The sequence below is a fragment of the Novosphingobium sp. BL-S-19 genome (genome assembly GCF_055521675.1).
Genome location: NZ_CM145498.1, coordinates 2301769 through 2323220, shown reverse-complemented (window position 1 = coordinate 2323220; position 21452 = coordinate 2301769). Strand labels below are relative to the sequence as shown.

The window sequence follows — 21452 nt, the reverse complement described above, 5'->3', positions numbered from 1 at the left end:
TTGGATGGGAAGGGGGTAGGTCCAGATTTTTTTCAGGAAAGGCTGCTCGGCCGCTTGCTCCAACGGCGGACGGCCATCAGCGTGCCGATGCAGATCATGTTCGTCATCATCGACGTGCCGCCATGGCTCATGAACGGCAGCGGGATGCCCACCACCGGCGCCAGCCCCATCACCATCATCAGATTGATCGCAACGTAGAAAAAGATCGTCGCCGTCATGCCGGCAGCCAGCAGGCTGGAGAAGCGGTCGGGCGCGTTGCGGGCGACTCGCGTGCCCCAGGTCAGCACCACGGCGAAAACGAAGAGCACGAAGTATCCGCCCACCATGCCCCATTCTTCCGCCATCGTGGCGAAGACGAAATCGGTGTGCGGTTCGGGCAGATATTGCAGGTGGCTTTGCGATCCGTTGCCGAACCCCTTGCCGAAGATGCCGCCCGATCCGATCGCGATCTTGGACTGGGTGATGTGATAGCCGGTGCCTAGCGGATCGCTCTCGGGATCCATGAAGGTCAGCACGCGGTTGCGCTGATAATCATGCAGGATCGTGAAGAAGGCGATCGGGCCCGCGATCAGCGCGCTTATGCCGGCGCCAACGAACCACCACATCGGCAGGCCCGCCAGAAACATCACGACGCCGCCGCCGAAACAGATCGCCAGCGCCGTGCCGAGGTCCGGCTGAATGGCGACGAAGGCCACCGGCAGCAGGATCAACACGCCTGCGGGCACCAGGCCGCGCCAGCTTGCCGTCATGGCATGGGGCAGCGTTTCGTAGAATCGGGCCAGCACCAGCACGATGGCCGGTTTCATCAGTTCCGATGGCTGCAGCGTCATGAAGCCCAGGTTGAGCCAGCGCTGGCTGCCACCGCCCACAGCGCCGATCGCCTCCACCAGCACCAGCAGAACGACGATCGCGCCATAGATCGGATAGGCGACCATGCGGAAGAAATCCCGGCTGATGCGGGAAATCACGATGGCCATGCCCAAGAACACGAAGAAACGCAGGACGTGGCTGAGCGCGTAGGGCTGAAGGCTACCGCCGGCCGCCGAATAGAGCACTGCCGCGCCGAGTGATACCAGCCCCATCAGCGGCACCAGCATCCCCCAAGGCTGGCGGGCGATGGTGTCGGGGACGATGGAACGGCTGATCATTGCGGAGTTCCGGGAGTTTGTACGGCGGCCGGCGTTGCAGGTGCTGTTGTGGCGGGCGAGGGCGAGCCTGCCGGAGCCGCGTTCGCGGCAGCCGGTTCGGGCGCGGGCGACTGGGCATCGCGGACGATCGGCTGCTGCGCTTCGGGGGCGGCATCGGCCTGATCGACGGCCGCGCTTTCCTGTTCGGGAGACACTGCAGGCGCGCCCACGCCGTATTCTGCGGAATACTTGCGATACCGCGCGTCGAGCCGTTCCTTGGGCGTGCCGCCCCAGCCTTTTTCAAGCTCGGTCAGGATATCCATGCCCTTCTGCTTGTCGAAGATATAGGTCAGGATATCACGGGCGACCGGATAAGCGGCACCCGAACCGCCGCCGTGTTCGATCACCACCGAGCAAGCGTAGCGGGGATTGTCCGCAGGGGCGAAGCAGATGAAGTGGCCGTGATCGCGGTGCTTCCACAGGCCGCCTTTGCCGTTGCCGATATTGAGGCCGACGACTTGCGCCGTACCGGTCTTGCCGGCCAGCTTGATGTCCGGAAACGGCAGGCGGGCGTGCGGCGCCGAACCCGGGCCGTTGGCGACGTCGGACATGGCCTGATGGATATAGGCCAGATGCTCCTCTGGAATGCCGAGGGGCTTGGGTGGCACGTAGTCGCTGCCGTGGATCAGGCGCGGCATGATGATCTTGCCGCTGGCGATTCGCGAAACCTGGATCGCCTGCTGCAGCGGGTTCACCAGGAAGTAGCCCTGGCCGATGGTGGCATTGACCGTGTCGAAGGTCTGCCATTCCTTGCCGTACTTCTTCAGCTTCCAGGCAGGGTTGGGCACGGTGCCGTAGGACTGGCCGGAAACCGGCAGCGGGAAATCGTGGCCGAGGCCAAGCCGGCTCGCCATCGCGGCGATCGGGTCCATGCCCATGCGCTGGGCGAAGTGATAGAAGTAGACGTCGCAGCTCTGGTACACGCCCTTGGCCATGTTGACCTGACCGTGGCCGCGATGTTGCCAGCAGTGGAACACGCGGTTGCCCACGCGCAGGCCGCCGCTGCAGAATACCGATTCGTTCGGATCCAGCCCGGCTTCCAGAAATGAGAGCGCGACCATCGGCTTGACCGTGGAGCCCGGCGGATAGAGCCCGCGTAGCACCTTGTTGCGCAGTGGCACATGGTCGTCGTCCGACAGCATCTTCCATTCGAGGCGGCCGATGCCGTCGGAAAAGCTGTTGGGATCGAAGCTGGGCATCGAGCACATCGCCAGGATGTCGCCCGTCTGGCAGTCCATGACGACAGCGGCGCCCGATTCGATGCCGATCCGGCGCGAGGCATAATCCTGGATGCCGGCATCGATGGTGAGCTTGATGGTTTTGCCGGGAACGTCCTCGCGCGTGTCGAGGTCGCGCACGATGCGGCCTGATGCGGTAACCTCGACGCGCCGGGCGCCGGGGGTGCCGCGCAAGTCCTTCTCGTAGAACTTTTCGAGCGCGTCCTTGCCGACCTTGTAGCCCGGCGTGATCAGGACGGGATCATGATCCTTTTCATATTCCTCGGCGGATGCCGGGCCGACGTAGCCGATCAGGTGGCCGACGGAAGGCCCCAGCGGGTAGAACCGCGAATAGCCGCGCTGCGTCACCACGCCCGGAAGATCGGGCAGGCGCACGCTGACGGCGGCAAATCGCTCGAAATCGAGGCCGCTGGCGACTTCGACCGGGGCGAACCCCCGCGACTTTTCGATCTTGTCCTCCAGATCCTGCATGGCGATGGGCGTCATGCTGAGGAGCTGGCCAAGCACGTTCAGGGTGTGGGCCTTGTCCTCCATGCGTTCCGGCACCACGTCGACGCGAAAGTCGGCACGGTTGGAAGCGAGGGGGGTACCGTTACGGTCGAGGATCCAGCCGCGGCGCGGCGGAATCAGCGAAAGGTTGACGCGGTTGCTCTCCGCCTCAAGCTTGTATTTCTCGTTCTGGCCGATGGCGAGATAGGCCATGCGGCCCGCCAGCAGCACGCCGATGCCGCCCTGAATGCCGCCGATGACCAGACTGCGCCGGTCGAAACTGTTGCGCAGCGTGCCCGCACTGACGTGGCGCGGTTGGATAAGGCGCCGGAAATTGATCTTCATCGGGCGACCAGGAACGGCTTCAGGCGGAAGCGGTCGGCAATGGCGACGAAGCGGTCGACAAGCGGATAGGCAAGCACGGAAATCACGATCTGCGGTACGATCACACGGAGGGGGGCGTCTGCCCCGCCGACATTGGCGAGGCCCAGGCACAGCATGATATAGGCGAGGATAAGGCCGTTCGCCACAAGCCACTCGATCACGAAATTACGCCAGGGAAGGCGGGTTTCGACAAGGTCGAGGACGATGGAGGAGGCGGACCAGAGCAGCACCGCGCAGCCGAAGGGCTGGCCGGAAAACAGATCGTCGAACAGGCCCAGCGGCAGGCCGGCCCAGATCGGCAAAAGTCCGGGGCGCAACTGGTGCCATGACAGGAACACCAGATAGCCGAGCGGCGGCATCACCGGGGCCGATGCAATCATCAGCCACGACGGGGCGATGGAGGCCAGCAGGATCGTCAGCCAGGGGAAGGCGCGCGCCAGCGGCGGCCACGGCGCGCGGTTGATGCTGCGGTGGGTGTGGCTGTGCGGCGCCCGGAACAGGTTCATCGCTTGCCCGCCGGCTTGATGCCATCGGTGGTAGGGGCCGGCGGCGGTGGAGGCGGCGGAGCCCAGGTCCTTTCGACCATGACGTAATCGGTATCCGAAGGGTTGCTGAGCACGCGGGCAATGGCGCCGTCGCGCAGCAGCTCGGTAACGATCGCCATCGGCGTGCCGGGGCGGTAGAGCCCGCCCGAACCCGAGGTGACGAGGACGTCGCCCTTCTTCAGCGGATTGATGCCAAGGTTGATCAGGCGGATCCGCAGCGTGCCGTCCGAAGCGCCTTGCGCGAAGGCGGGAACGCCGTCGGTGGAGCGGCGAACGGGGACCAGGCTCTCGCTATCGGTGATCAGCAGCACGCGCGAGCTGGATGCCCCCACTTCGAGCACGCGGCCGACTAGCCCCATCGGCGAACGTACCGGCATTCCGGTGATCACGCCGCGGTCACGACCCGCGCCCAGCGTGGCATAGCGACGGGTGCTGCTGCCAGTCGACGCGGTGAGGCGAGCGAAGGCGACCGGTGTGGCGTCCGCTTCGGGAATACCCATCAGCGCCTTCAGCCGCTGATTCTCCACGCGCGTAGCGTCTGCCTGGACGAGGCGCACTTTCGCTTCCGCCAGTTCGCGGCGGATGCGCGCGTTCTCGCTCCCCGAATGGAAGAAGCCGGAAACGCTCGCAACCGCGTCGCGGCCCAAGTCGCGTCCGCCTGCGACGGCCTGACTGGCAGGCTCCGTCGCATCGGAGGCAAGGCCGCGCAGCGGGGAGAACAAATCGGGGTTGACCAGCGAGACCACCACGAGCCCCAACCCCACGACAGCGCCCAACACGCCCGCGGAATAGCTCAGGAAGGTGGAATATTGCGCTCTGCGCGAATAGCTGGAGCGCCTGTTTGCGGGCGGCGCCATGCGCCATGCACTCCTGAAACAAGGGCGGACCGGCCGCCAAGATTTTCCCAGGCTGGCGAAAGCTTCGCCAGAATCAAAGCGGGCGGCGCGAGCCCTGTGGCCGCGCCGCCCGCGCGAACGCTTATGCGGACATCAACACGCCGCGATAGACCGGGTCTTCCATCGCGCGGCCGGTGCCGAGCGCGACGCAGGACAGCGGATCTTCGGCGACGCTGACCGGCAGGCCGGTTTCTTCGCGCAGATAGTCGTCCAGGCCCTGGATCAGCGCGCCGCCGCCGGTGAGCACGATGCCCTGATCAACGATGTCTGCCGCGAGTTCCGGAGCGGTGTTCTCAAGCGCGATGCGCACGCCTTCGATGATCGCGCCGATCGGTTCCGCCAGCGCCTCGGCGACATTCGCCTGGCTGATGGTGATTTCCTTCGGCACGCCGTTCACCAGGTCGCGACCCTTGATGTGGATCGTTTCGCCGATGCCGTCCGCCGGGATGGTGGCGATGCCGTAGTCCTTCTTGATGCGTTCCGCCGTGGCGTCGCCGATCAGAAGGTTGTGGTGGCGGCGAACGTAGGAAACGATCGCTTCGTCCATCTTGTCACCGCCGACGCGCACCGAAGTGGTATAGGCAAGGCCGCGCAGCGACAGCACGGCGACTTCGGTGGTGCCACCGCCGATGTCGACCACCATCGAGCCGACCGGTTCGGTAACCGGCATGTCGGCGCCGATCGCGGCGGCCATCGGTTCGAGGATCAGATAGACCTGGCTGGCACCGGCGTTCGAAGCGGCGTCACGGATCGCGCGGCGTTCGACCGAGGTCGAGCCCGAGGGCACGCAGATCACGATTTCTGGATAGCGGAACAGGTTCTTCTTGCCGTGCACCTTGCGGATGAAGTGCTTGATCATCTCTTCCGCGATTTCGATGTCGGCGATCACACCGTCGCGCAGCGGGCGGATGGCTTCGATGTTGTCGGGCGTCTTGCCCATCATCATCTTGGCGTCATCGCCCACGGCCTTGACCTTCTTGACGCCGTTCAGCGTCTCGATGGCGACCACCGACGGTTCGTTCAGCACGATGCCGCGATCCTGAACATAGACGAGCGTATTGGCGGTACCCAGGTCGATAGCCATGTTCTGGGAGCCGAGCTTGAAGAATCGCGAGAAGGGCGAAGCCATCAGTAATCCGTTGTCTTTCAGGCCGCTTGCCGCCCTGTTGGGGGACGGCGTGGCCGGCTTGTTTGAAGGAGAGACAGCCCCTTAGCCGATCGATTTGCGAAACGCCAAAATTTTGTGACGATTTTTCGTGGGAATCCGCAGGGCTCCGTCTCGAAATCCTCGCGGTTCGTCGCTAGGGAGTGGAACAGTTCGTGAATGCCGCTTCGCGTCAATGATCTGCGCGGCGCAGAGCGCCTCCTTCGCCCCCAAGCAACAGGCCGAACCAGAGACTATCCGATGCCCACGATCCGCCGCCTACCCGAGCATCTCGTCAATCGCATCGCCGCGGGCGAGGTGGTGGAACGGCCTGCAGCGGCCCTCAAGGAACTGGTCGAAAACGCCATAGATGCGGGCTCTACCGAGATCACGGTACGGCTTGCCTCGGGCGGGCTCGACCTGATCGAGGTGACCGACGACGGCTGCGGGATGCGGCCCGACGAAATCGCGCTGGCGCTGGAGCGTCACGCCACGTCGAAGTTGCCGGACGAGGCGATCGAACTGGTGACCACGCTGGGATTCCGGGGCGAGGCGCTGCCCTCCATCGGATCGGTGGCGCGGTTGACGATCGAAAGCCGCCCTCACGATGCCGCCGAGGGCTGGAAGCGCGTGGTCGATCACGGACAGGTCGCGGTCGATTCGCCGGCCGCATTGCCGCCCGGCACCCGCATCCGGGTGGAGGATCTGTTCGGCAAGGTTCCCGCCCGCCGCAAGTTCCTGCGCTCGGCCCGTTCCGAATATGCCGCCTGTCAGGATGTCGTCCGCCGCCTTGCCATGGCCCGGCCGGACATCGGCTTCACGCTGGAGCATGAAGGCCGCCGCGTTCTGGCGGTGCAGCCGCGCGAGGAACTGGCATCGCGCGTGGCGCGGCTTGTCGCCCGCGAACTGGCCGACGATGGCGTGCTGATCGATGCCGAGCGCGGCACGGCGCGGCTGACGGGCGTGGCCGGATTGCCCACCTACAATCGCGGCGTCGCCGATCACCAATATCTGTTCGTCAACGGCCGCCCGGTGAAGGACCGCCTGTTGGTCGGCGCGGTGCGGGGCGCCTATTCGGATATGCTGGCGCGTGACCGGCACGCGGTGCTGGCGCTGTTTCTTGAGCTTCCACCTGAAGAAGTCGACGTAAACGTCCATCCCGCAAAGACAGAAGTGCGCTTCCGGGATCCGGCCTTCATTCGCGGTTTCCTGGTTGGCGCGCTGCGCCATTCGCTCGAATCGTCCGGGCAGAAGAGCGCCCAGCCGCCGCAGGCCGCCGCTATGAACATGTGGCAGGTCGAGCCGGTAGCGCCGCGCACGCCGGAACCGGCGCCGGCGCTGGGTTCGTTGTTCGCACGCGAATATGCGCCCACGCCGCGCCCTGCCGCGCCGCGACTGTCCGAGGCGGGCACGGCATGGCGTTCCTACGAGGCCGAAGTCATGGCCGAACCTTCGGGGCGCGCCGAAGTGGCGCCCGAGGAGCCGCAGGAAGAGATCAGCTATCCGCTGGGCGTCGCGCGCGGGCAAGTGGCGGGAACCTACATCGTCGCCGAAGCTGAAGACGGCCTTGTCATCGTGGACCAGCACGCCGCGCACGAACGGCTCGTGCTGGAACGGCTCAAGGCGGCCGGCGCCGAGGATGCGATGGTGCGCAGCCAAGCGCTGCTGCTGCCCGAAGTCGTCGAACTGGAAGAAGCGGCCTGCGACGCGCTGGAGGACAAGATCGCCGATCTGGCGAAATTCGGTCTGGCGCTCGAACGCTTCGGCCCAAGTGCGATGCTGGTCCGCGCGGTGCCATCGGTCCTCGGCAAGAGCGATGTCCATGCGCTGGTGCAGGACGTTGCCGACGATCTCGCCAAGAACGGGGACGCGCTGCTGCTGGGTGAAAAGCTCGATCTGGTGCTGGCGACGATGGCCTGCCACGGATCGGTGCGGGCAGGGCGCTCGCTCTCGGTGGCCGAGATGAACGCACTATTGCGCGAAATGGAGCGTACCCCGCGTTCGGGCCAATGCAACCATGGCCGCCCTACGTGGGTGAAGATCGATGCACAAAGCTTGGAGAATCTCTTCAAGCGCTGATAGGTGCGGAAGATCATGCGGCAGGCCATCATATATACGCGCTTCTCAACTCTTGAGCAGCGGGACGGCGTTTCCTTGGAACGCCAATTGGAGCGCTGTCAGGAGCTAGCGGTCGAGCTTGGCCTAGAGATTGAGCGTGTCGTTTCGGACCAAGGCAAGTCCGGCTTTCATGGACGGCACCGCATGAACGGTGCGGGGCTCGCCGAACTGGAAAAGGAGATCGTCGCCGGTCACCATCGCGGCAAGACGATCCTCATTGAGAAATTGAGCCGCCTGAGCCGCGAGGACCCCAATGATTCTTTCGATCTCATGCGAAGCATCACCCGGAGTGGCGTGACGCTGGCTTGCTGGGATGGCCGTCTCACCTACCGGGCTGGCGAAAATCCAGACTTCATGTCTGTGATCCAATTCTTCCTTACCGCGAAAATGGTCCACGAAGAATCTGCGGCGAAGGCTGACTTTGGACGTGATCGCTGGAAGCGGCGCAGGGATGCGATGGCGAGCGGCACAATTGCCAGCGCCTTGGGGCCATCATGGCTTAAGCTTTCCGACGACCGAACCCGATGGATTGTCATCGATGAGGGTAAGGGGCCGAAGGCCGATCGTGGCGAGATCGTCCGGGCCATATTTGACATGGCCGATAACGGCCTAGGCTCTCATTCGATTGCGCAACGACTCAACGCATCTGGCATCGCGCCTTGGGCGCGCTTCGAGGGCGAAAACAGAAAGCCGCCGAAAGCCTGGTCGCGAGGCACCGTCCTTAGAATCATGCAGAATCATGCAGCCATCGGCGACCACCAACCGATGATGACCGACGAAAATGGCAAAACCGTTGCCGCTGGCGGGCCGATCCGAGGATACTATCCCCGCATCGTCCAGCCGGATGTCTTCGAGCGAGTTCAGGCAATGGGTGGAGCGCGGAAGGAAGTTCGTGGGCGCCGCTCCGCCGTTGTCACAAATCTGGTCTCCGGCCTGTGCGTCTGCGAAATCTGCGGCGGGGTGATGGAATATGTGAGGGGGCGGCGCGCTGGGTCGGTCCTCAATCGCAAGGGCAGGGAGCCTGAGATCGTAAAGATCGACACTGCCTCACTTCGGTGTCGGACAGCGGCGCAGAAACTTCCGGCCACGGACCTCAACTACTGCGATAACAGGCGAAATATTGCATATTTGGGCATGGAGCGGGCGCTCCTCGATTCGTGCCTTCATCTCGCAATGGATGACGGTGCTTTCGCACAGCGCGATGTGATCGCGTCGCTGAACGTCGAACTCGCCGACCTGCGTCGGGATAGCGATATCGCAGCGAAGAAAGCCGAGGCGTTCTGGCAAAAGTGGGGCGAAAAGCAGAGCGATATGCTGGAACGTCTCGCTTCTGAAGCGGAAGAACAGGCCATCGAGATCGAAAAGCGAATCGCTGGTCTTGAGGAACAGCGTCGCAAGGCTGGCGGCGAAGCGTCCGCCGTCGAGCAGATGTCGCGCTTGGCTGCAATCCGTGATCGGCTCTACGCTGAAGACCTCGACGATCGCGCGCAGGCTCGAACCTCGGTGGCGGTTGCACTGCGGGCGGTAATCGACCGCATTGTCTGCACCGAGGACGGATCGTCCTGGGTGAACTTCAAGCACGGCCTGCGGACCATTCGGCTATTGCCCGGGCGCGGTCGCCGTGCCGCGACCTTTGTCGAATTCGATCTTTCGAAACCGTCCGTGCTCGATCGCTTGGACGGTGATGACCGCAAGATCGTCGAAGGTGTCTTTAGACGATCGACCGAAGCTAAGCAGGCACCGCCTGAGGATAGCAAAGCATAGATGCCACGTCGGGCTCGATCATGGAGAGCAACGCATCGAGTGTCGGCGCGCGCTTGCTCTCTATGATCCTCCAAAGCGGCGCGCGGCCACTGTAGCCCAGTAAAGCTTTCTTCGCGTGGAAAATGTAGTCGCCCGCATTCGCGTCGGCGCTAATGAGGTATCCCCGGCGACCGTTCGGCGAGATTGCTTGGGCGACCGTTGAGCACCAGCCGCTCCGAGCAAGGGTCAGGTTCGCTGCGTACAGCGGATCAAAGCTTTTCAAAAAATGGGTCTTTCTAAACAGACCCTCGAGATACCGGCTCGGTGCTCGGCTTGTCGATATGATTGATTTATTGGCGTTTCGGAGATCGTCCGGTATCGTCGTCGCCCTGTCCGGGATGACCGGTTCGCTGGTGCGCCACTGACCTCTGATTTGCTTGGCTTATCGCTCCCATCGCCTGAGTCGCAGAAAATCGTGATTGATCGTCGGTGATGTAGGCCGACGATCCTAACCTTCAGCCATTTGGGCGATGCACTGATCGAAGGAAGATTTGAGACTTTCATCGACTGCGCTTGCTGCATTGCCGACACGGGATAATATTCCGCCTTTCTGACAGAATACTGCGCTAGTCGTAAGTGGTTTTGAGGTCGTCAATGGCGTAATCGTCGCCCATTGTCGAATGCTGACATCGTAACTACCTGCACAAAGACCGTTAGACAGGTGGAGAATATTAACATTTACGTATACGAATGGCGTATTTGTTTGGGAAACTTCGATACGATCATAGCGCATTGCTGAATAAATGCTTGCCTTTATCGATTCGTTAGTAACGCCGCACGCAATTTCTGTAGGTGTCACGGATTCAACAAGGATTGCGAGAGTGCGCGGGACCTCTGCCGACGCGGTTTGAGAAACGAGAATGGCGGCGACAGCCGCCGTGATGCTGATGATTTTCATGATGCCCCTGATGCGTGCCCACGAGCGCCTTAGATCATCCAAGGATTGATGATCAATAAATAGAGATATGACAGCCACGGCCGGGCGCCCTTCGTCGTTTCTTGAGATAACCTTGCTCGCGAAGGTGAGGGGCTAGCACTCCCGCAGCGGTTCATGTGTTCGGATCGTGACCGAATATGATCGCGAGCACGTCTTCGCGCGTCATCCCTTCCAAACCGATCGCGATGCCGGTGGTGAGGGCGCCATCGATTAATTCGTTCATCCGGTCTGGATGGCGATCCGGGGAGACATCCTCACCTCCGAGAATCCAAGCTCGGGTTTGCGCCTTGGTCATTTTGAGTCTGAGGCGCTCCGGATCGACCGCCCCGTCATCTTCGGTGAGCCAATCCGAAAATTCATCGTCCGACATCCTGGTGGTGCAGAACCTTTGCCCGCCGTAGGCGCGCGTCCAAGCCCGTCGCTCTTTGGGTGAGAGCCCGGCAGGGACGATTGCGAATTCTCCGTCGTACTCAATCGTCGGCATTGCACTTGATCGCTTCGAATAGCTGTCTGATGGAGACATTCTGTGCAACCACCTCATCGTCGCGCCGCACCGTCAACAACCCAGTGTCGCAGGACAACTTCAATTTGAGAATCGTTGGCCCCGTGAGCCCAAGATCGATATCGGGTTCGGAGGGGGGGTGCGTGCCCTCCCAAGCCGCCTCCCACATTTCGTCGGAAGTGGGAGGCGGGTAGAAGCGCTCGTGCCGATCTTCGAGCAGATGGGTGATCTCGAAAATCGACGCGCGGTCCAGGACGACACCACCCTCGCTGTTGAAGAGGCTATACTGCCCATCACCGTGATCGACGATGAGAACAGTTCGATCTCGAATCATAAATGATCCTTAGCCGCGCGTCGAACGACCCATGCAGGGGAGGCGTCAAACGGCGAGCGGACGCTCTGTCGGGATGTCACGGTTGCCGCTTATGAAGGGCTTCACAGAAATCCCACATCGAGATGCCCCGTCCGATGATGTCTGGGCCGTGCCTTACCGTCAGAAAATCTTCGGTGCAGTCAATTTCCAACTGGTCCGTGGTCCATTTTCTGAGGTCTAGTTCGATATAGGACTCTTCAACAGCAGCTTCCGCTTCGCTGTTCCGCGCAAAAATTGCGAGCAAAGCCTCTCGCTCGGAAAGGATGGGTTCCCGAGCAGTGTGGCGGTTCTGCAGATAGGACAAAACGTCCTCGATATGCGCGTTCGAGAAGGTGATGCGCTGTCGAGCGTCGGCGAGGTTGTATCGATCATCACCTTGGTGGGTGATTGTCACGGCGGATTCTTTCACGGCGTCAGTACTCGGCTTTGATTGGATCGATGCCTGCGGCCTTCGCGCGAGCGGCAATTCGACGAAGTTGTTCGCGTTTTTCCGGCGTTCTCTGCTCACCGCTGTTGCGCAGGGCGTCAGCATCCTCCGTCATTCCGAGGGCCTTTTGGCGCGCTGTCATGGCGGCAAGATACTTTTCGAGCGGCCCCATTTCGATCATCAGCCTGGTCCTTTCGGCATTGCTCGACCATTTCGAATGCCACGAAGGTCCGCAATCCACTTTGCCCGTCTCCGAACAGTAGATCGATATTGCGCCGTAGGCGAGCGGCATCCTCTTCAGAGATAAAATCGGGAGTAAGGCGACCATTCTTATCGTGTTGCATAGCGCTCTCTTTTGCAAAGAGCGGGCCAAATAGAATGGTAGAAATGGTTGGCAAGTCTGGATGAATTAATCTGTGGATAAAATATTAATTCAAATTTTCAATATACCTCTTACTAATTTGGTAAGTTGCGTATTTAGTTATAATGGGTCTCATTGTTATTATGGTCTACTCATTGGCATCGTTGGATTTCATCCCTGCCGCCGCTGTCGAGGCGACTGATCGACTGAAATAGCGCTTCGCCGTGATTGTAGGCCATCACGATCGCGCCCACGGTTCCAGGCGGAAAATCTTCGATCGGGACGAGCGTGCGGACGCTGTCGAATTCATCGAACGTCATGGGTGCTCATGTTTTGGGGAGGGTGAGCGCGGCGGATTCATAGGTCGCAAACAACTAAAAATCGGAGTGCCGCGCTCAACAACCATAATAGCAGGCACAACGCTCATCTCAACCCCAACGCAGTCGGAAATGGCCTGCATCCTCTGCGGTTTCGAACACGATGACGCGGGTTTTGAAGGACAATTCCATCCGGCTCGGCGTAATCCGACCAATCGAGATTGATCCGGCCGCGATTTTGGATGCGGTGATCAATGCGCTTGTTAGCGGCGGCGAGATTGATCCGCCCGAAACGATCGTTGGACTTAGGGGCAAGGTGTCGAACGTTTCGATCCACCACTTCCCGTCGATGTAATCTACCATCCAGGCCCACATTTCTGGCGAGAGGAATGTGTCCATATCGTAGTGCTCAGCAAGCAAGGTGACGGTGTGGATCATGCCGTGCCGCCGTCTTCGAGCATCGCGATGCACTCGCGAACGGCGTCCTCGGTCGTGATCTGATTCTGAAATTCTTCGCGCAGGCGCTCGCAAGCGCTCGCTAGGGCGGCAATGCATTCTTGGAGTGCGGATGGAGTCACGGGAAAGTTTCCAATTTTCCGTATTTAGCATTTCGGAAACCGGAGATTTGGACGGCGTTGCCGCCTATAACGCCGCCGTTTCGTTGGCTTAGGCAATGTGCTATTCGGCCCGCATCTAGCGGGGGCCATCAGATATGTTTCATGACTTGAGCCAGGCAACGCCTGCCGAAATCGCCAGGTTGGTGGCATTAATTGCGGGAATGGGCTTTATCGTCCAAGTGCCGCTCGTGTGGATTTTCGGTAAGACGGTGGCGTTAAACGAACGTCCGGAAAAGCGCGCGGTGTGGACCGCCGGGCTCGCCTATGTGGGGGCTGTGTTGCTCTTCATTGTCTTTGGCGGCGGGTTGCTGGCAATCCTTGGGCCAATCGTACCCGTGCCAGGCGCTGTCGTGATGTATTACTGGCACCGATCAACCTACCGGAAAGGGTGGGTCGAAGATCACCTGGTTACCGACGATATGCAACTCGAAAACAATGACTGGCGGGTCGGTGTCGGAGTTGTGGTCAGTATGATCGTCGCCGCGAGTATCAAGGCGCTCTTTATGAACGCGGCGGGCTAACAGTCAGCGGCAGGTCTTCCCGCCCATGCTTGCCCGAACACACGCCTAACATTCGAGAAAATCGTCATAGTGCAGCGCCAAGCCACCTATGCGGTTTCGGCCTGTAGGCCCGCGTCTAGCTGTGGCGAGACGCTAGATTCAGAGAGGGGCGGAAATGGAACGCACCGACAGGCGGTCGGGAACGGCAAGCAGGGTAGGAGCGACCAGGACGGTCTTGCAGCCGGTGAGCGCGGCGATCGCCACCAACATCAAGCATCGACACATCACTTCACCGTCGTCTGGATGGAGTTGCGTCGGTCGAGGTACTCCTGAGAAACAGTGCCAGGAAGATTATTCCGCGATGGAATATTTTTGGACTTGTATACCTCTTTCGATTGGAGTATCCGGTAAATAATCGGTGGAACCATGCAAGTTTTCCACAACCAATTTCGTGACCGGGGATAGCCCTTTCGGATGATGATCCGTAGAGGGGATTCATCAACGGCGCACGGGCTTTCCGGACACCTTAGATCGCTCAAAACCTCGATTTTCGAGGCGATGACGCGTGTTTTAAAAATCCTGTGTGAGGCAGAGCGATAACGGGTCGCTCCTGTTCGTAATTCTGCCCGAGCCCGTCGTGAGACGCGCGTTCGCCTAGCTTTCTAGCTTTGCTCGATAACTTTTCACCTCATCGATCGAGCGCTCTCCCGAATTTGAGGTTCGGCGGCGGAGTCTGGTCACGTGCAAAATAACCCCCGCTAGCCTTGCTCGCTTGCGGCAATGGATGATTACGTCTTTATGAATATCGAACAAACCTATCGCTCTATCTACGTTATCCTCGGCAACGGAAATTCCTTCGACGAATCACAAAATAAGTACATGTTGGCAGCGAAGGGGCTTGCCGGTCAGCTTCGCTCACAAGGATATTCAGCAACCCCTACGATTACCTGTAGAGAGGATTTGGGCGCATGCCCGTTTACTGGTGACATCCAGGACCCCGTCACAGTCGTTTGCTTGGCAAATCTGACCCGCACGCAGCAATTTGCGGTAGCTGAGATTTTGACTAGCGACGACTACGAGGTCGTGCACATCTCTGGTATGCGGCGGAGTGCGAATAGCACGCCTTTCGCATACGTCCTTGTTGGCATGCCGGGGGCAGGGAAAACGACTTGGCGGAATCTCGAGTGCGAGTACCTCGCAAGCCGTGGATGCAAAGTATCTATCATCTCTAGCGATGATTTGATTGAAGAATACGCGGTCGAAAACGGGCTTACGTATAGTCAAGCTTTCGACGTTCTCGATTTCTCCAAGGTCGAGGAACAGATGCGGCGCAATTTTGAAGCTGCCATTGCGCGGAATGACAACATTGTTATCGACCGCACTAACTTGTCCACTCGGGCTCGTTCCAACTGGCTTCGGTCGCTGCAGCGCCGTTACCGTGTTGTGGCGATCGATTTTGACTACGCGAAAAGCGAAATTGAACTGCGCCAGTCCGCTCGTATCGACAGAAATATCCCTGATGAAGTGATCGCCAGAATGTGGGCTTCGTACGTGCCGCCGTCTGAAGCTGAAGGCTTTTCGAGTATCGTGAGTGCGCCGGACCTCAGGTTCTATCACTCCGAGGTGGAAAGCGAATTTGCATGACTATTCGCCTAATCGCTGAAATTGAGCGAGGTGATTTCGGAGAAATTTGCGATCCTGTCGTGATCGAGCAAGTTCGACCTATCATTCGAACAGCTATCAAGCGTGGAGCCCTCGATCCTGAATACGCGTCTTATGACAAGAAACGGCGCGGTTCGTCCCTGAATTACGACATCTACGATGTTGGCAGAAAGCCGCTTACGATCCTGTTGCAGCGTCGTGAGACGACCGGTGACAAGTATGGCTTCCATCCCATCAAGGGCTATCTCCTGCTGAAGCGGATTATGGGGGGCAGGCTCGTCGTCGAAGAATGTCCGGCGAAAGACCAGATTGTCAAACTCGCTAAACGTGTCGGTGACAAGCCGGGTGAGGTTTTGGCGAACGTCGCTCGTATCGCAGCGCGTCGAGCCGCATAATGAAAAAATCCCTCCCGGTGTTCCGTGAGGGGTTAGCTCCGCTAGCGCTGCGAAGGCTGCTACTCGCTTGAATTTTAAAAATATGTTTGCCTCACCTACGTAAGGTGGCTCTATAAATCCTTAACTACGTTCGACTGTCCTTGGCGGGTCGGTCTGTTGAAAAGGAAGAGTATGGCGCAAGGTTGGGTGATTGTATTTGCCATTTTGGGCGGTCTCTGTGGCGGCGGTGCCATGCTGCAATTGCCGGGGATGGCCGAGCGCAAGTCTGTAATGCTGATTGCCTTCGCGTTCGGCTCGATCGTGACAGGCATGGTCATGCACAAAGCGCTCTCAACCGTGGCGGGTTTCAATGAGTGGCAGGCCAAGCAGTTGGACGAGGCTCAGAGGATGGTCTGAGGGTTCCAGCGGCGAGTGAACCGAATAACCAGTTCCCCGCACGGTGTTCGGTTGACAACTCGCCTTCGAGTTTTAATCGAGAGTGTGAATTCAGGGGGCAGCGATGAGCGGAATTTCTGGCTGGTTTTCGGCATGGTCGGCTACGCGGGAGTTGCGTAAGTCTATTCGGCCCGAAGTTCTTTCAGCTATCTTGGCAGGCAAGGTCATCACTCTCGATGAAATCGCCGCTCGCGCGGTTAATGTTCGTGCGGACCGTTTAAACGGAGCGTATCAGTCAGCGGTAAGCGCGGGATTCATAGAGCTTGCAAATGCCATGCTCAAGGCAGGTGCGGTTGACGATAACGCGCTTATTGCGTTGGAAAAGCTCGCTGACAAATACGGCCATTCTATTCCGAGCAACATTTCCTCTCGACTAATCGAGGCTCGCGATCTGGCGATTATCGAAACGCGCCCGCTATCGGCGGCTTCGTGCCCGTACAATTTGAAACGGGGGGAAGTCTGTTACGCTACCGTCGAGGCCGAAGCACTGGAAACAAGGACGCGGACGGTTCGTACCCACTCGCGTGGCTCTTCAGTTAGTTTTCGCGTTGCCCGTGGTGTCAGTTATCGAATAGGATCGTACAAATCTAGCCCGGTGCGTCAGGAATATAATCACTCTTTTGGGTATGGAACGCTTGCGATCACTAGTAAGCGTTTGATAATGTCCTGCCCCAATAAAAGCATTACAGTATCGCTCGATAATTTGATTGCCGTAGACTATTTTGACGATGGCCTGACCCTCCATAAAGGTTCAGGTAAGCCGATTTTGATCAGCTTTCCGCGCAATCCTTCAATCGCTGTCATTTTGGCGCGATGCATCGATGGGTCGCAAGCGGACCACATCGTAGATGTGATCACGACCGGCAGGGTCGAGCCGTTGCAAAAGCCTTGGCTTACTCGAACATTCGGACCGTAAGGAGCCTCCGCGTCGGCACAAAGGGTTCCTGTGAGCAGCCCTCTCGGAACACCGAGAGGGCTCTTCGCTATTCAGCCCCCAATTCTCTCACGGCCCGGGTGATCCGCGTGATGAGCCGATCGTGAGGCTCCACCAGCATCACCAGGCGATCACCTTGCCGGACGATCCGGCAGAAGAGCAGGGGGGTGAGATCACCGTCGCCGAATTCATCGGCAATTTGGGTGATCAGCGCGGGGGCAAGGTCTGCGCGGCCGATCGTCTCGGCATGCTCGCGGATCATATCACACAGAGTAGCGGGGACATCGAGAATGTCCTGGACTTCAATTTGCATTTTCCTTTCAGTGAGCTTGAATTGTTTCATGCGGCCTTTGCGGCCAGTTTTTCGGCATTCTCTCGGGCGCGCTGGGCGGCCTTCCGCTGCCGATTGTTCTCGCGGTCCTCAAGCTTCCGAGCCTCCGCTTCACCCGGTGTCAGCGTGGCGGACTTCGGGCGGCCGGGTTTCCTCCGCTCGATCGTCGCGAAACCGAGGTCGATGAGTTTCATCGAGACGGTGTAGTGGCCGACGCTCTCGAAATAGGATTGCAGCGCCTCTGCCTGGCTGCGGTCGTACACGGTCACCGTGAGATCGTCTGAACAATCCGCCTTGCGGCCGATCCGGCAAGCGAATTGGATCAAATCCTCGGTTTCCCGAGCCTTCACGGCATCCGCGTATGTGATGCCGAGGGTCTCCAAAATTGCCTTTTCTTCCGGCGATGGTTTCGCGGAATAGATCATCGTCGCGTGGGTGAAATCGGCGAAGGCATTCGTGCCGGTGGCGCGTGGCGAGATCGACTTACCCGGCGTTCCGGCGAGAAGCGGAAAGCGCTTCGTGTTGCAAGACCACACGTGACCCTCCGAAGGCACGTTGACCGGTTCACCCTCGTCGTCCGTTTGCGCGAGCCATTCTGCGACCCGGCGTAGGCTCGCCCTTCCTTCCTCGGTGTTGTCCCAAAAATTCGTTCCGGCGCGATGCTCCTCGGCGAAATAGCGGATCGTGATGTCGCGGTGCCGGAAATGACGGGTCGGGAGCTTGTCCTTCTCCAGGAAGGTGCAAGCCATCTCGGGGTGGACGGGTTTGTGGTTCTCCCAAATCTTCGCCGTGATGGAATCCCGGAAGCCGTTGGCGACAATCTCGACCTGCTCGAAGGCTTTGAGGTTTTCGGGAAGCCAGAGGGAGTGCCAGGTCCACTTGCAGCCAGCTACGTCCATCAGCGAGAAATCGGTGAGATCGACGTAGACGGGCTGACCGCTGAGAACGCGGGTGTGTAGTGTCGTAAGGTCTTTCAGGACTGTGCGGCTTGCGAGGGTGCTCGCCTTGAGGCTGCGGCCCTTCGGCTTCGCGACCAGTTGGGAGAACTTCCGGCCATTTTCGTCGGGGATAAGGTCGTAATGTTGACTGAACCAGTGTCCGAGAGTCTCGGTTTGCAGGGATTCTTGCTGGATCACCGAGGGGGTTTCGTCGATCGCGAGGCTCCATCCAGTGAAGCCTGAAAGGTCGCTCATGCGGATCGCTTCATGCGTACAGACGACGATCACATGGCCCATCGGGTAGGTATTTGGCATGGATTCTAACATGACGCGGACGCTTTTCGTGCCGTCCGGGTTGCTAGCGTCCTGGCTGTAGATGGTCACGATCACCGGGTTTGTCGAATGGGCAGCGGCCTGGGTGCGCAGGGCTATGACGGTCTGGGAGATCATCTCGCGGCGATCGATGGCGAGAACGTGAAGTGCGGGAGTAGTGACGAGCATTTTGCGCTGGTGGTAAGATTTTCCCGCCGCGCAGCGGTCGTCAGAGTAATAAATGTTGGTCATTGGTCCTTTCTATAATAGCTATAATGGGGTCACATCGCGCTATCGTGTCACACTTTAATCCATAAAGGTTCTATGCATTATTGCGTGACATGTATCGAGATATGCCGAACAAGACGAAGTCTACACGAATAGGTCGAATCCACCTATATTTATCTACACGCGGTGATTTCGAGTTCGAGGGGAGCCGAGAAATCGGAATTGACCGCCCACGAGGTGCGAGTGTTCGCCAAAGGCGGACGTGAGTGCGTCGTGCGATCACTAGGCGCCGAAGGCTGAAGCCTCATCTTAGGATGTTTGCAGAGAAGGCTTGAGCCCCTTGGTGCCGAAGTGGGGCAGGGCCCCTGGTAAGGGCTTGAGCCTCTTGGTCAATGATCGGCGCGACCAGAACTCGCTAATCGCTCGCCCTGGCCGATAGACTGACAAGTCCTCGGCGCCGCTGGCGCGCCTCCGAGAACATGACAGCTACTCGCATTCGCTCGATCTCGGAACAAACAAAAGTCAATGGCCCGCGAAACGCGGGCTTGGTAATAGCGCGATGTGACAAACAATTTGAAGTAAGGACAAATTATATTGGAGGGAATTGCACCGTGACGTATAAATAGAGGCGCGGTTAGTTTATGGGTTTCGACGTTCCGCTCTCCTTATGCAATTGAGCCGCTCCGTACTGAACGACGGGGCGGCTTTTCCTTTGCAGAGGCATTGCGCAGGATGTGTCCTCACTTTACCCCAGATTATAAGCAGTGCGGCTTGAACGGAACCATCGCGACCGGCATGGGCGCCGGATGTTGCTCGACGAAATCCGTAAGGCCCGGAAGGGAAAGGGATTAACACAAGTTCGGCTCGCAGAACTCGTCGGATCGAGTCAGAAGGCTATTGCGCGTCTTGAAGCTGGCATCGGATCGATTGGCCTGATGTTGCGTGTGATGGTCGAGACAGAATGCCGGATCGCTGGCTTTGCCCGTGGGCGTAGTTTCTTGGAGCAGTTGCGCCATCGGCGGGGCAACTTGGGCTGGTCGATCTCGGAAGCGGCTGATCGATCCGGGCTGTCTCGCGCGACGATCTCGGCTTTGGAGCAGGGGCGGGGAACTGTCACCAGCCTCCTGAAGTATTGGGAGGTCGTAGGCGGAGAAGCTCGTCCTCGGAAACCAGATCGTTCCCATTGGCAGCAAGCGCAGATCGTCGATCGAGATAGTCGGCTTACGCCGCCCGAATTCCTCGATATCATTGGCGAGGCGTTCGGAAAGATCGACCTCGATCCCTGCGGACACCTCGACGATTTCGTCCAAGCGAAGCGGAAGATTATTCTGGAAGAGGGCGGTGACGGCCTGGCGGAGCCGTGGGAGGCGAGCACGGTGTGGTGCAATCCCCCCTTCAGCCAGATGTTGAAATGGCTTAGGAAAGCGGACGAAGAGTGGTCAGCGGGCAGGGCGAAAACAATCGTCTGCCTGGTGCCCGCTCGCTCCGACTCCAACTTCTACCATGATCGCCTGGTCGAGGTGGCGGACATTGGGCTCCTTCGCGGCCGGTTGCGCTTCCATACATCCGGCACGTTGCTCCCGCCCGCGCCGTTCGCGCTGATGTTGTGCGTCTTCGGCGGACGGCCAGAACAGCTAGTGCGAGTCTCCGAACTCACCCAGTGCAAGTGGCTGAATTTCCGTTTGAGTGTGCGAAGAGAGGCGGTCATGCCTCAAAGGCGTTGATTTGAGATTTATCAAACTGCGAGTTGGCGATATGAACTCAACATTTCATCAGGCCAAAGTTTCGATTGACTTGCCGTTATGAGTGAAACACAATGCGAAAGAGGGGGCCGTTGCACCGACCCCCTCTAGTGTAAGCACATCCATCGAAGGGAAATTCCGTGAATATAACGCTTAGCGCCCGCGATATTAGCAGGCTTTCACCAGCAACGCGAGCAGAGTTGCAGGCTCTACTCTTCCCGCGCACCGGCTTCGCTTTGCCTGAAGGTTTTACGGACGACGATTTCGAAAACGTGGTCGACCTTAAGCCCGAGCAAATTGTGGAATTGATTGCTGGATGCTCGCAGTCGACGAAGGACGGTCTTGAGGTAATCGCCATCCATGGTCCGGTGATCGATGCCCGTTTGTTGCAAGAAGTAGAAATCGATAATCTTGCTTCCTGGCAAGGTGCGGTGACGAAGCGCACTCGCACGATCACGGGAGACAAAGAAGCGTTTCTGCTTGCTTGGGATGACTGGACCTCGGCGCCTGACAACATAGGGCGGTATGCTGTCACGCCGGTTACACATGCCTCTCTGCACGCATACTTCGGCGAAGAATAAGATAGGCAAGCTCGCGTCCGAAATTTCAGGAACGCGACGAACACGCGGGGATAGTG

General features: G+C 59.3%; 23 protein-coding genes. 9 read left to right on the top strand and 14 right to left on the bottom strand.

The features are described from left to right. Positions 1–32 precede the first annotated feature (32 nt). The 5 genes from rodA to ACZ1JV_RS19075 form a co-directional block, all read right to left on the bottom strand. Complete coding sequence (gene rodA, locus ACZ1JV_RS19095; RefSeq protein ID WP_465152608.1) at positions 33–1145, bottom strand: rod shape-determining protein RodA; 1113 nt, start codon at positions 1143–1145, stop codon at positions 33–35. Beyond that, on the bottom strand, positions 1145–3259 hold the full coding sequence (mrdA, locus tag ACZ1JV_RS19090; RefSeq protein WP_465150090.1) for a penicillin-binding protein 2: 2115 nt from the start codon (positions 3257–3259) through the stop codon (positions 1145–1147). Before mrdA ends, rodA begins: the two co-directional genes overlap by 1 nt. After that, positions 3256–3804, bottom strand: coding sequence for a rod shape-determining protein MreD (locus ACZ1JV_RS19085; RefSeq protein WP_465150089.1), 549 nt, complete (start codon positions 3802–3804; stop codon positions 3256–3258). Before ACZ1JV_RS19085 ends, mrdA begins: the two co-directional genes overlap by 4 nt. Continuing rightward, positions 3801–4700 (bottom strand): rod shape-determining protein MreC, encoded by a 900-nt coding sequence (locus tag ACZ1JV_RS19080; RefSeq protein ID WP_465150088.1) that lies wholly within the window; start codon positions 4698–4700, stop codon positions 3801–3803. Before ACZ1JV_RS19080 ends, ACZ1JV_RS19085 begins: the two co-directional genes overlap by 4 nt. 121 nt (positions 4701–4821) lie before the next feature. After that, complete coding sequence (locus ACZ1JV_RS19075; RefSeq protein ID WP_142633493.1) at positions 4822–5868, bottom strand: rod shape-determining protein; 1047 nt, start codon at positions 5866–5868, stop codon at positions 4822–4824. 276 nt (positions 5869–6144) lie between these two features. Here ACZ1JV_RS19075 and mutL point away from each other — a divergent pair, with 276 nt between their 5' ends. Next, positions 6145–7962 carry a DNA mismatch repair endonuclease MutL gene (gene mutL, locus ACZ1JV_RS19070; protein ID WP_465150087.1) on the top strand — a complete coding sequence of 606 codons (1818 nt, stop codon included), beginning with the start codon at positions 6145–6147 and terminating at the stop codon, positions 7960–7962. A 15-nt stretch (positions 7963–7977) separates the two neighbouring features. Next, complete coding sequence (locus tag ACZ1JV_RS19065; RefSeq protein WP_465150086.1) at positions 7978–9765, top strand: recombinase family protein; 1788 nt, start codon at positions 7978–7980, stop codon at positions 9763–9765. 487 nt (positions 9766–10252) lie between these two features. On the opposite strand, the gene ACZ1JV_RS19060 is transcribed toward ACZ1JV_RS19065, so the two are convergent. From ACZ1JV_RS19060 to ACZ1JV_RS19030, 7 genes are all read right to left on the bottom strand, one after another. After that, complete coding sequence (locus tag ACZ1JV_RS19060) at positions 10253–10702, bottom strand: hypothetical protein (RefSeq protein ID WP_465150085.1); 450 nt, start codon at positions 10700–10702, stop codon at positions 10253–10255. A gap of 151 nt (positions 10703–10853) precedes the next feature. Continuing rightward, on the bottom strand, positions 10854–11225 hold the full coding sequence (locus ACZ1JV_RS19055) for a hypothetical protein (RefSeq protein WP_465150084.1): 372 nt from the start codon (positions 11223–11225) through the stop codon (positions 10854–10856). Next, positions 11212–11577 (bottom strand): hypothetical protein, encoded by a 366-nt coding sequence (locus tag ACZ1JV_RS19050; protein WP_465150083.1) that lies wholly within the window; start codon positions 11575–11577, stop codon positions 11212–11214. The genes ACZ1JV_RS19055 and ACZ1JV_RS19050 overlap by 14 nt, the downstream gene beginning before the upstream one ends. Before the next feature lie 76 nt (positions 11578–11653). Further along, positions 11654–12010, bottom strand: coding sequence for a hypothetical protein (locus tag ACZ1JV_RS19045; protein ID WP_465150082.1), 357 nt, complete (start codon positions 12008–12010; stop codon positions 11654–11656). A 19-nt stretch (positions 12011–12029) separates the two neighbouring features. Continuing rightward, positions 12030–12335, bottom strand: coding sequence for a hypothetical protein (locus ACZ1JV_RS19040; protein WP_465150081.1), 306 nt, complete (start codon positions 12333–12335; stop codon positions 12030–12032). Between the two features lie 221 nt (positions 12336–12556). After that, on the bottom strand, positions 12557–12724 hold the full coding sequence (locus ACZ1JV_RS19035; protein WP_465150080.1) for a hypothetical protein: 168 nt from the start codon (positions 12722–12724) through the stop codon (positions 12557–12559). A gap of 108 nt (positions 12725–12832) precedes the next feature. Next, positions 12833–13159, bottom strand: coding sequence for a hypothetical protein (locus ACZ1JV_RS19030; protein WP_465150079.1), 327 nt, complete (start codon positions 13157–13159; stop codon positions 12833–12835). 286 nt (positions 13160–13445) lie between these two features. On the opposite strand from ACZ1JV_RS19030, the gene ACZ1JV_RS19025 reads away from it, so the two are divergent. From ACZ1JV_RS19025 to ACZ1JV_RS19005, 5 genes are all read left to right on the top strand, one after another. After that, a complete protein-coding gene (locus tag ACZ1JV_RS19025; RefSeq protein ID WP_465150078.1) occupies positions 13446–13859 on the top strand; it encodes a hypothetical protein in 414 nt (137 codons plus the stop codon). A 759-nt stretch (positions 13860–14618) separates the two neighbouring features. Then, positions 14619–15482, top strand: a complete 864-nt coding sequence (locus tag ACZ1JV_RS19020) for an AAA family ATPase (RefSeq protein WP_465150077.1) — start codon at positions 14619–14621, stop codon at positions 15480–15482. Then, complete coding sequence (locus ACZ1JV_RS19015) at positions 15479–15895, top strand: hypothetical protein (protein WP_465150076.1); 417 nt, start codon at positions 15479–15481, stop codon at positions 15893–15895. Before ACZ1JV_RS19020 ends, ACZ1JV_RS19015 begins: the two co-directional genes overlap by 4 nt. A 171-nt stretch (positions 15896–16066) precedes the next feature. After that, complete coding sequence (locus ACZ1JV_RS19010; protein WP_465150075.1) at positions 16067–16291, top strand: hypothetical protein; 225 nt, start codon at positions 16067–16069, stop codon at positions 16289–16291. Between the two features lie 103 nt (positions 16292–16394). Continuing rightward, positions 16395–17246 carry a hypothetical protein gene (locus ACZ1JV_RS19005; RefSeq protein WP_465150074.1) on the top strand — a complete coding sequence of 284 codons (852 nt, stop codon included), beginning with the start codon at positions 16395–16397 and terminating at the stop codon, positions 17244–17246. A gap of 67 nt (positions 17247–17313) precedes the next feature. Here the strand turns inward: ACZ1JV_RS19005 and ACZ1JV_RS19000 are convergent, their stop codons facing one another. Together ACZ1JV_RS19000 and ACZ1JV_RS18995 are read right to left on the bottom strand one after the other, a co-directional pair. Further along, entirely contained in the window at positions 17314–17607 is a 294-nt protein-coding gene (locus tag ACZ1JV_RS19000; RefSeq protein WP_465150073.1) for a hypothetical protein, read from the bottom strand. Further along, on the bottom strand, positions 17604–19097 hold the full coding sequence (locus ACZ1JV_RS18995; protein ID WP_465150072.1) for a hypothetical protein: 1494 nt from the start codon (positions 19095–19097) through the stop codon (positions 17604–17606). The genes ACZ1JV_RS19000 and ACZ1JV_RS18995 overlap by 4 nt, the downstream gene beginning before the upstream one ends. A gap of 782 nt (positions 19098–19879) precedes the next feature. Here ACZ1JV_RS18995 and ACZ1JV_RS18990 point away from each other — a divergent pair. Beyond that, the gene (locus tag ACZ1JV_RS18990; RefSeq protein WP_465150071.1) at positions 19880–20797 is read left to right on the top strand and encodes a DNA N-6-adenine-methyltransferase; all 918 of its coding nucleotides are present in this window, start codon (positions 19880–19882) and stop codon (positions 20795–20797) included. A gap of 158 nt (positions 20798–20955) precedes the next feature. Beyond that, positions 20956–21396, top strand: a complete 441-nt coding sequence (locus ACZ1JV_RS18985) for a hypothetical protein (RefSeq protein ID WP_465150070.1) — start codon at positions 20956–20958, stop codon at positions 21394–21396. Positions 21397–21452 lie beyond the last annotated feature (56 nt).

Coding starts and splice junctions, on each gene's coding strand:
- ACZ1JV_RS19060 (WP_465150085.1), bottom strand. CDS start 10,702: ATGAAAATCATCAGCATCACGGCGGCTGTCGCCGCCATTCTCGTTTCT.
- ACZ1JV_RS19055 (WP_465150084.1), bottom strand. CDS start 11,225: ATGCCGACGATTGAGTACGACGGAGAATTCGCAATCGTCCCTGCCGGG.
- ACZ1JV_RS19020 (WP_465150077.1), top strand. CDS start 14,619: ATGGATGATTACGTCTTTATGAATATCGAACAAACCTATCGCTCTATC.
- ACZ1JV_RS19000 (WP_465150073.1), bottom strand. CDS start 17,607: ATGAAACAATTCAAGCTCACTGAAAGGAAAATGCAAATTGAAGTCCAG.
- ACZ1JV_RS19030 (WP_465150079.1), bottom strand. CDS start 13,159: ATGATCCACACCGTCACCTTGCTTGCTGAGCACTACGATATGGACACA.
- ACZ1JV_RS19085 (WP_465150089.1), bottom strand. CDS start 3,804: ATGAACCTGTTCCGGGCGCCGCACAGCCACACCCACCGCAGCATCAAC.
- ACZ1JV_RS18990 (WP_465150071.1), top strand. CDS start 19,880: ATGTTGCTCGACGAAATCCGTAAGGCCCGGAAGGGAAAGGGATTAACA.
- ACZ1JV_RS19035 (WP_465150080.1), bottom strand. CDS start 12,724: ATGACGTTCGATGAATTCGACAGCGTCCGCACGCTCGTCCCGATCGAA.
- ACZ1JV_RS19080 (WP_465150088.1), bottom strand. CDS start 4,700: ATGGCGCCGCCCGCAAACAGGCGCTCCAGCTATTCGCGCAGAGCGCAA.
- ACZ1JV_RS19015 (WP_465150076.1), top strand. CDS start 15,479: ATGACTATTCGCCTAATCGCTGAAATTGAGCGAGGTGATTTCGGAGAA.
- mutL (WP_465150087.1), top strand. CDS start 6,145: ATGCCCACGATCCGCCGCCTACCCGAGCATCTCGTCAATCGCATCGCC.
- ACZ1JV_RS19050 (WP_465150083.1), bottom strand. CDS start 11,577: ATGATTCGAGATCGAACTGTTCTCATCGTCGATCACGGTGATGGGCAG.
- ACZ1JV_RS19040 (WP_465150081.1), bottom strand. CDS start 12,335: ATGCCGCTCGCCTACGGCGCAATATCGATCTACTGTTCGGAGACGGGC.
- ACZ1JV_RS18995 (WP_465150072.1), bottom strand. CDS start 19,097: ATGACCAACATTTATTACTCTGACGACCGCTGCGCGGCGGGAAAATCT.
- ACZ1JV_RS19005 (WP_465150074.1), top strand. CDS start 16,395: ATGAGCGGAATTTCTGGCTGGTTTTCGGCATGGTCGGCTACGCGGGAG.
- ACZ1JV_RS19075 (WP_142633493.1), bottom strand. CDS start 5,868: ATGGCTTCGCCCTTCTCGCGATTCTTCAAGCTCGGCTCCCAGAACATG.
- mrdA (WP_465150090.1), bottom strand. CDS start 3,259: ATGAAGATCAATTTCCGGCGCCTTATCCAACCGCGCCACGTCAGTGCG.
- ACZ1JV_RS19010 (WP_465150075.1), top strand. CDS start 16,067: ATGGCGCAAGGTTGGGTGATTGTATTTGCCATTTTGGGCGGTCTCTGT.
- ACZ1JV_RS19065 (WP_465150086.1), top strand. CDS start 7,978: ATGCGGCAGGCCATCATATATACGCGCTTCTCAACTCTTGAGCAGCGG.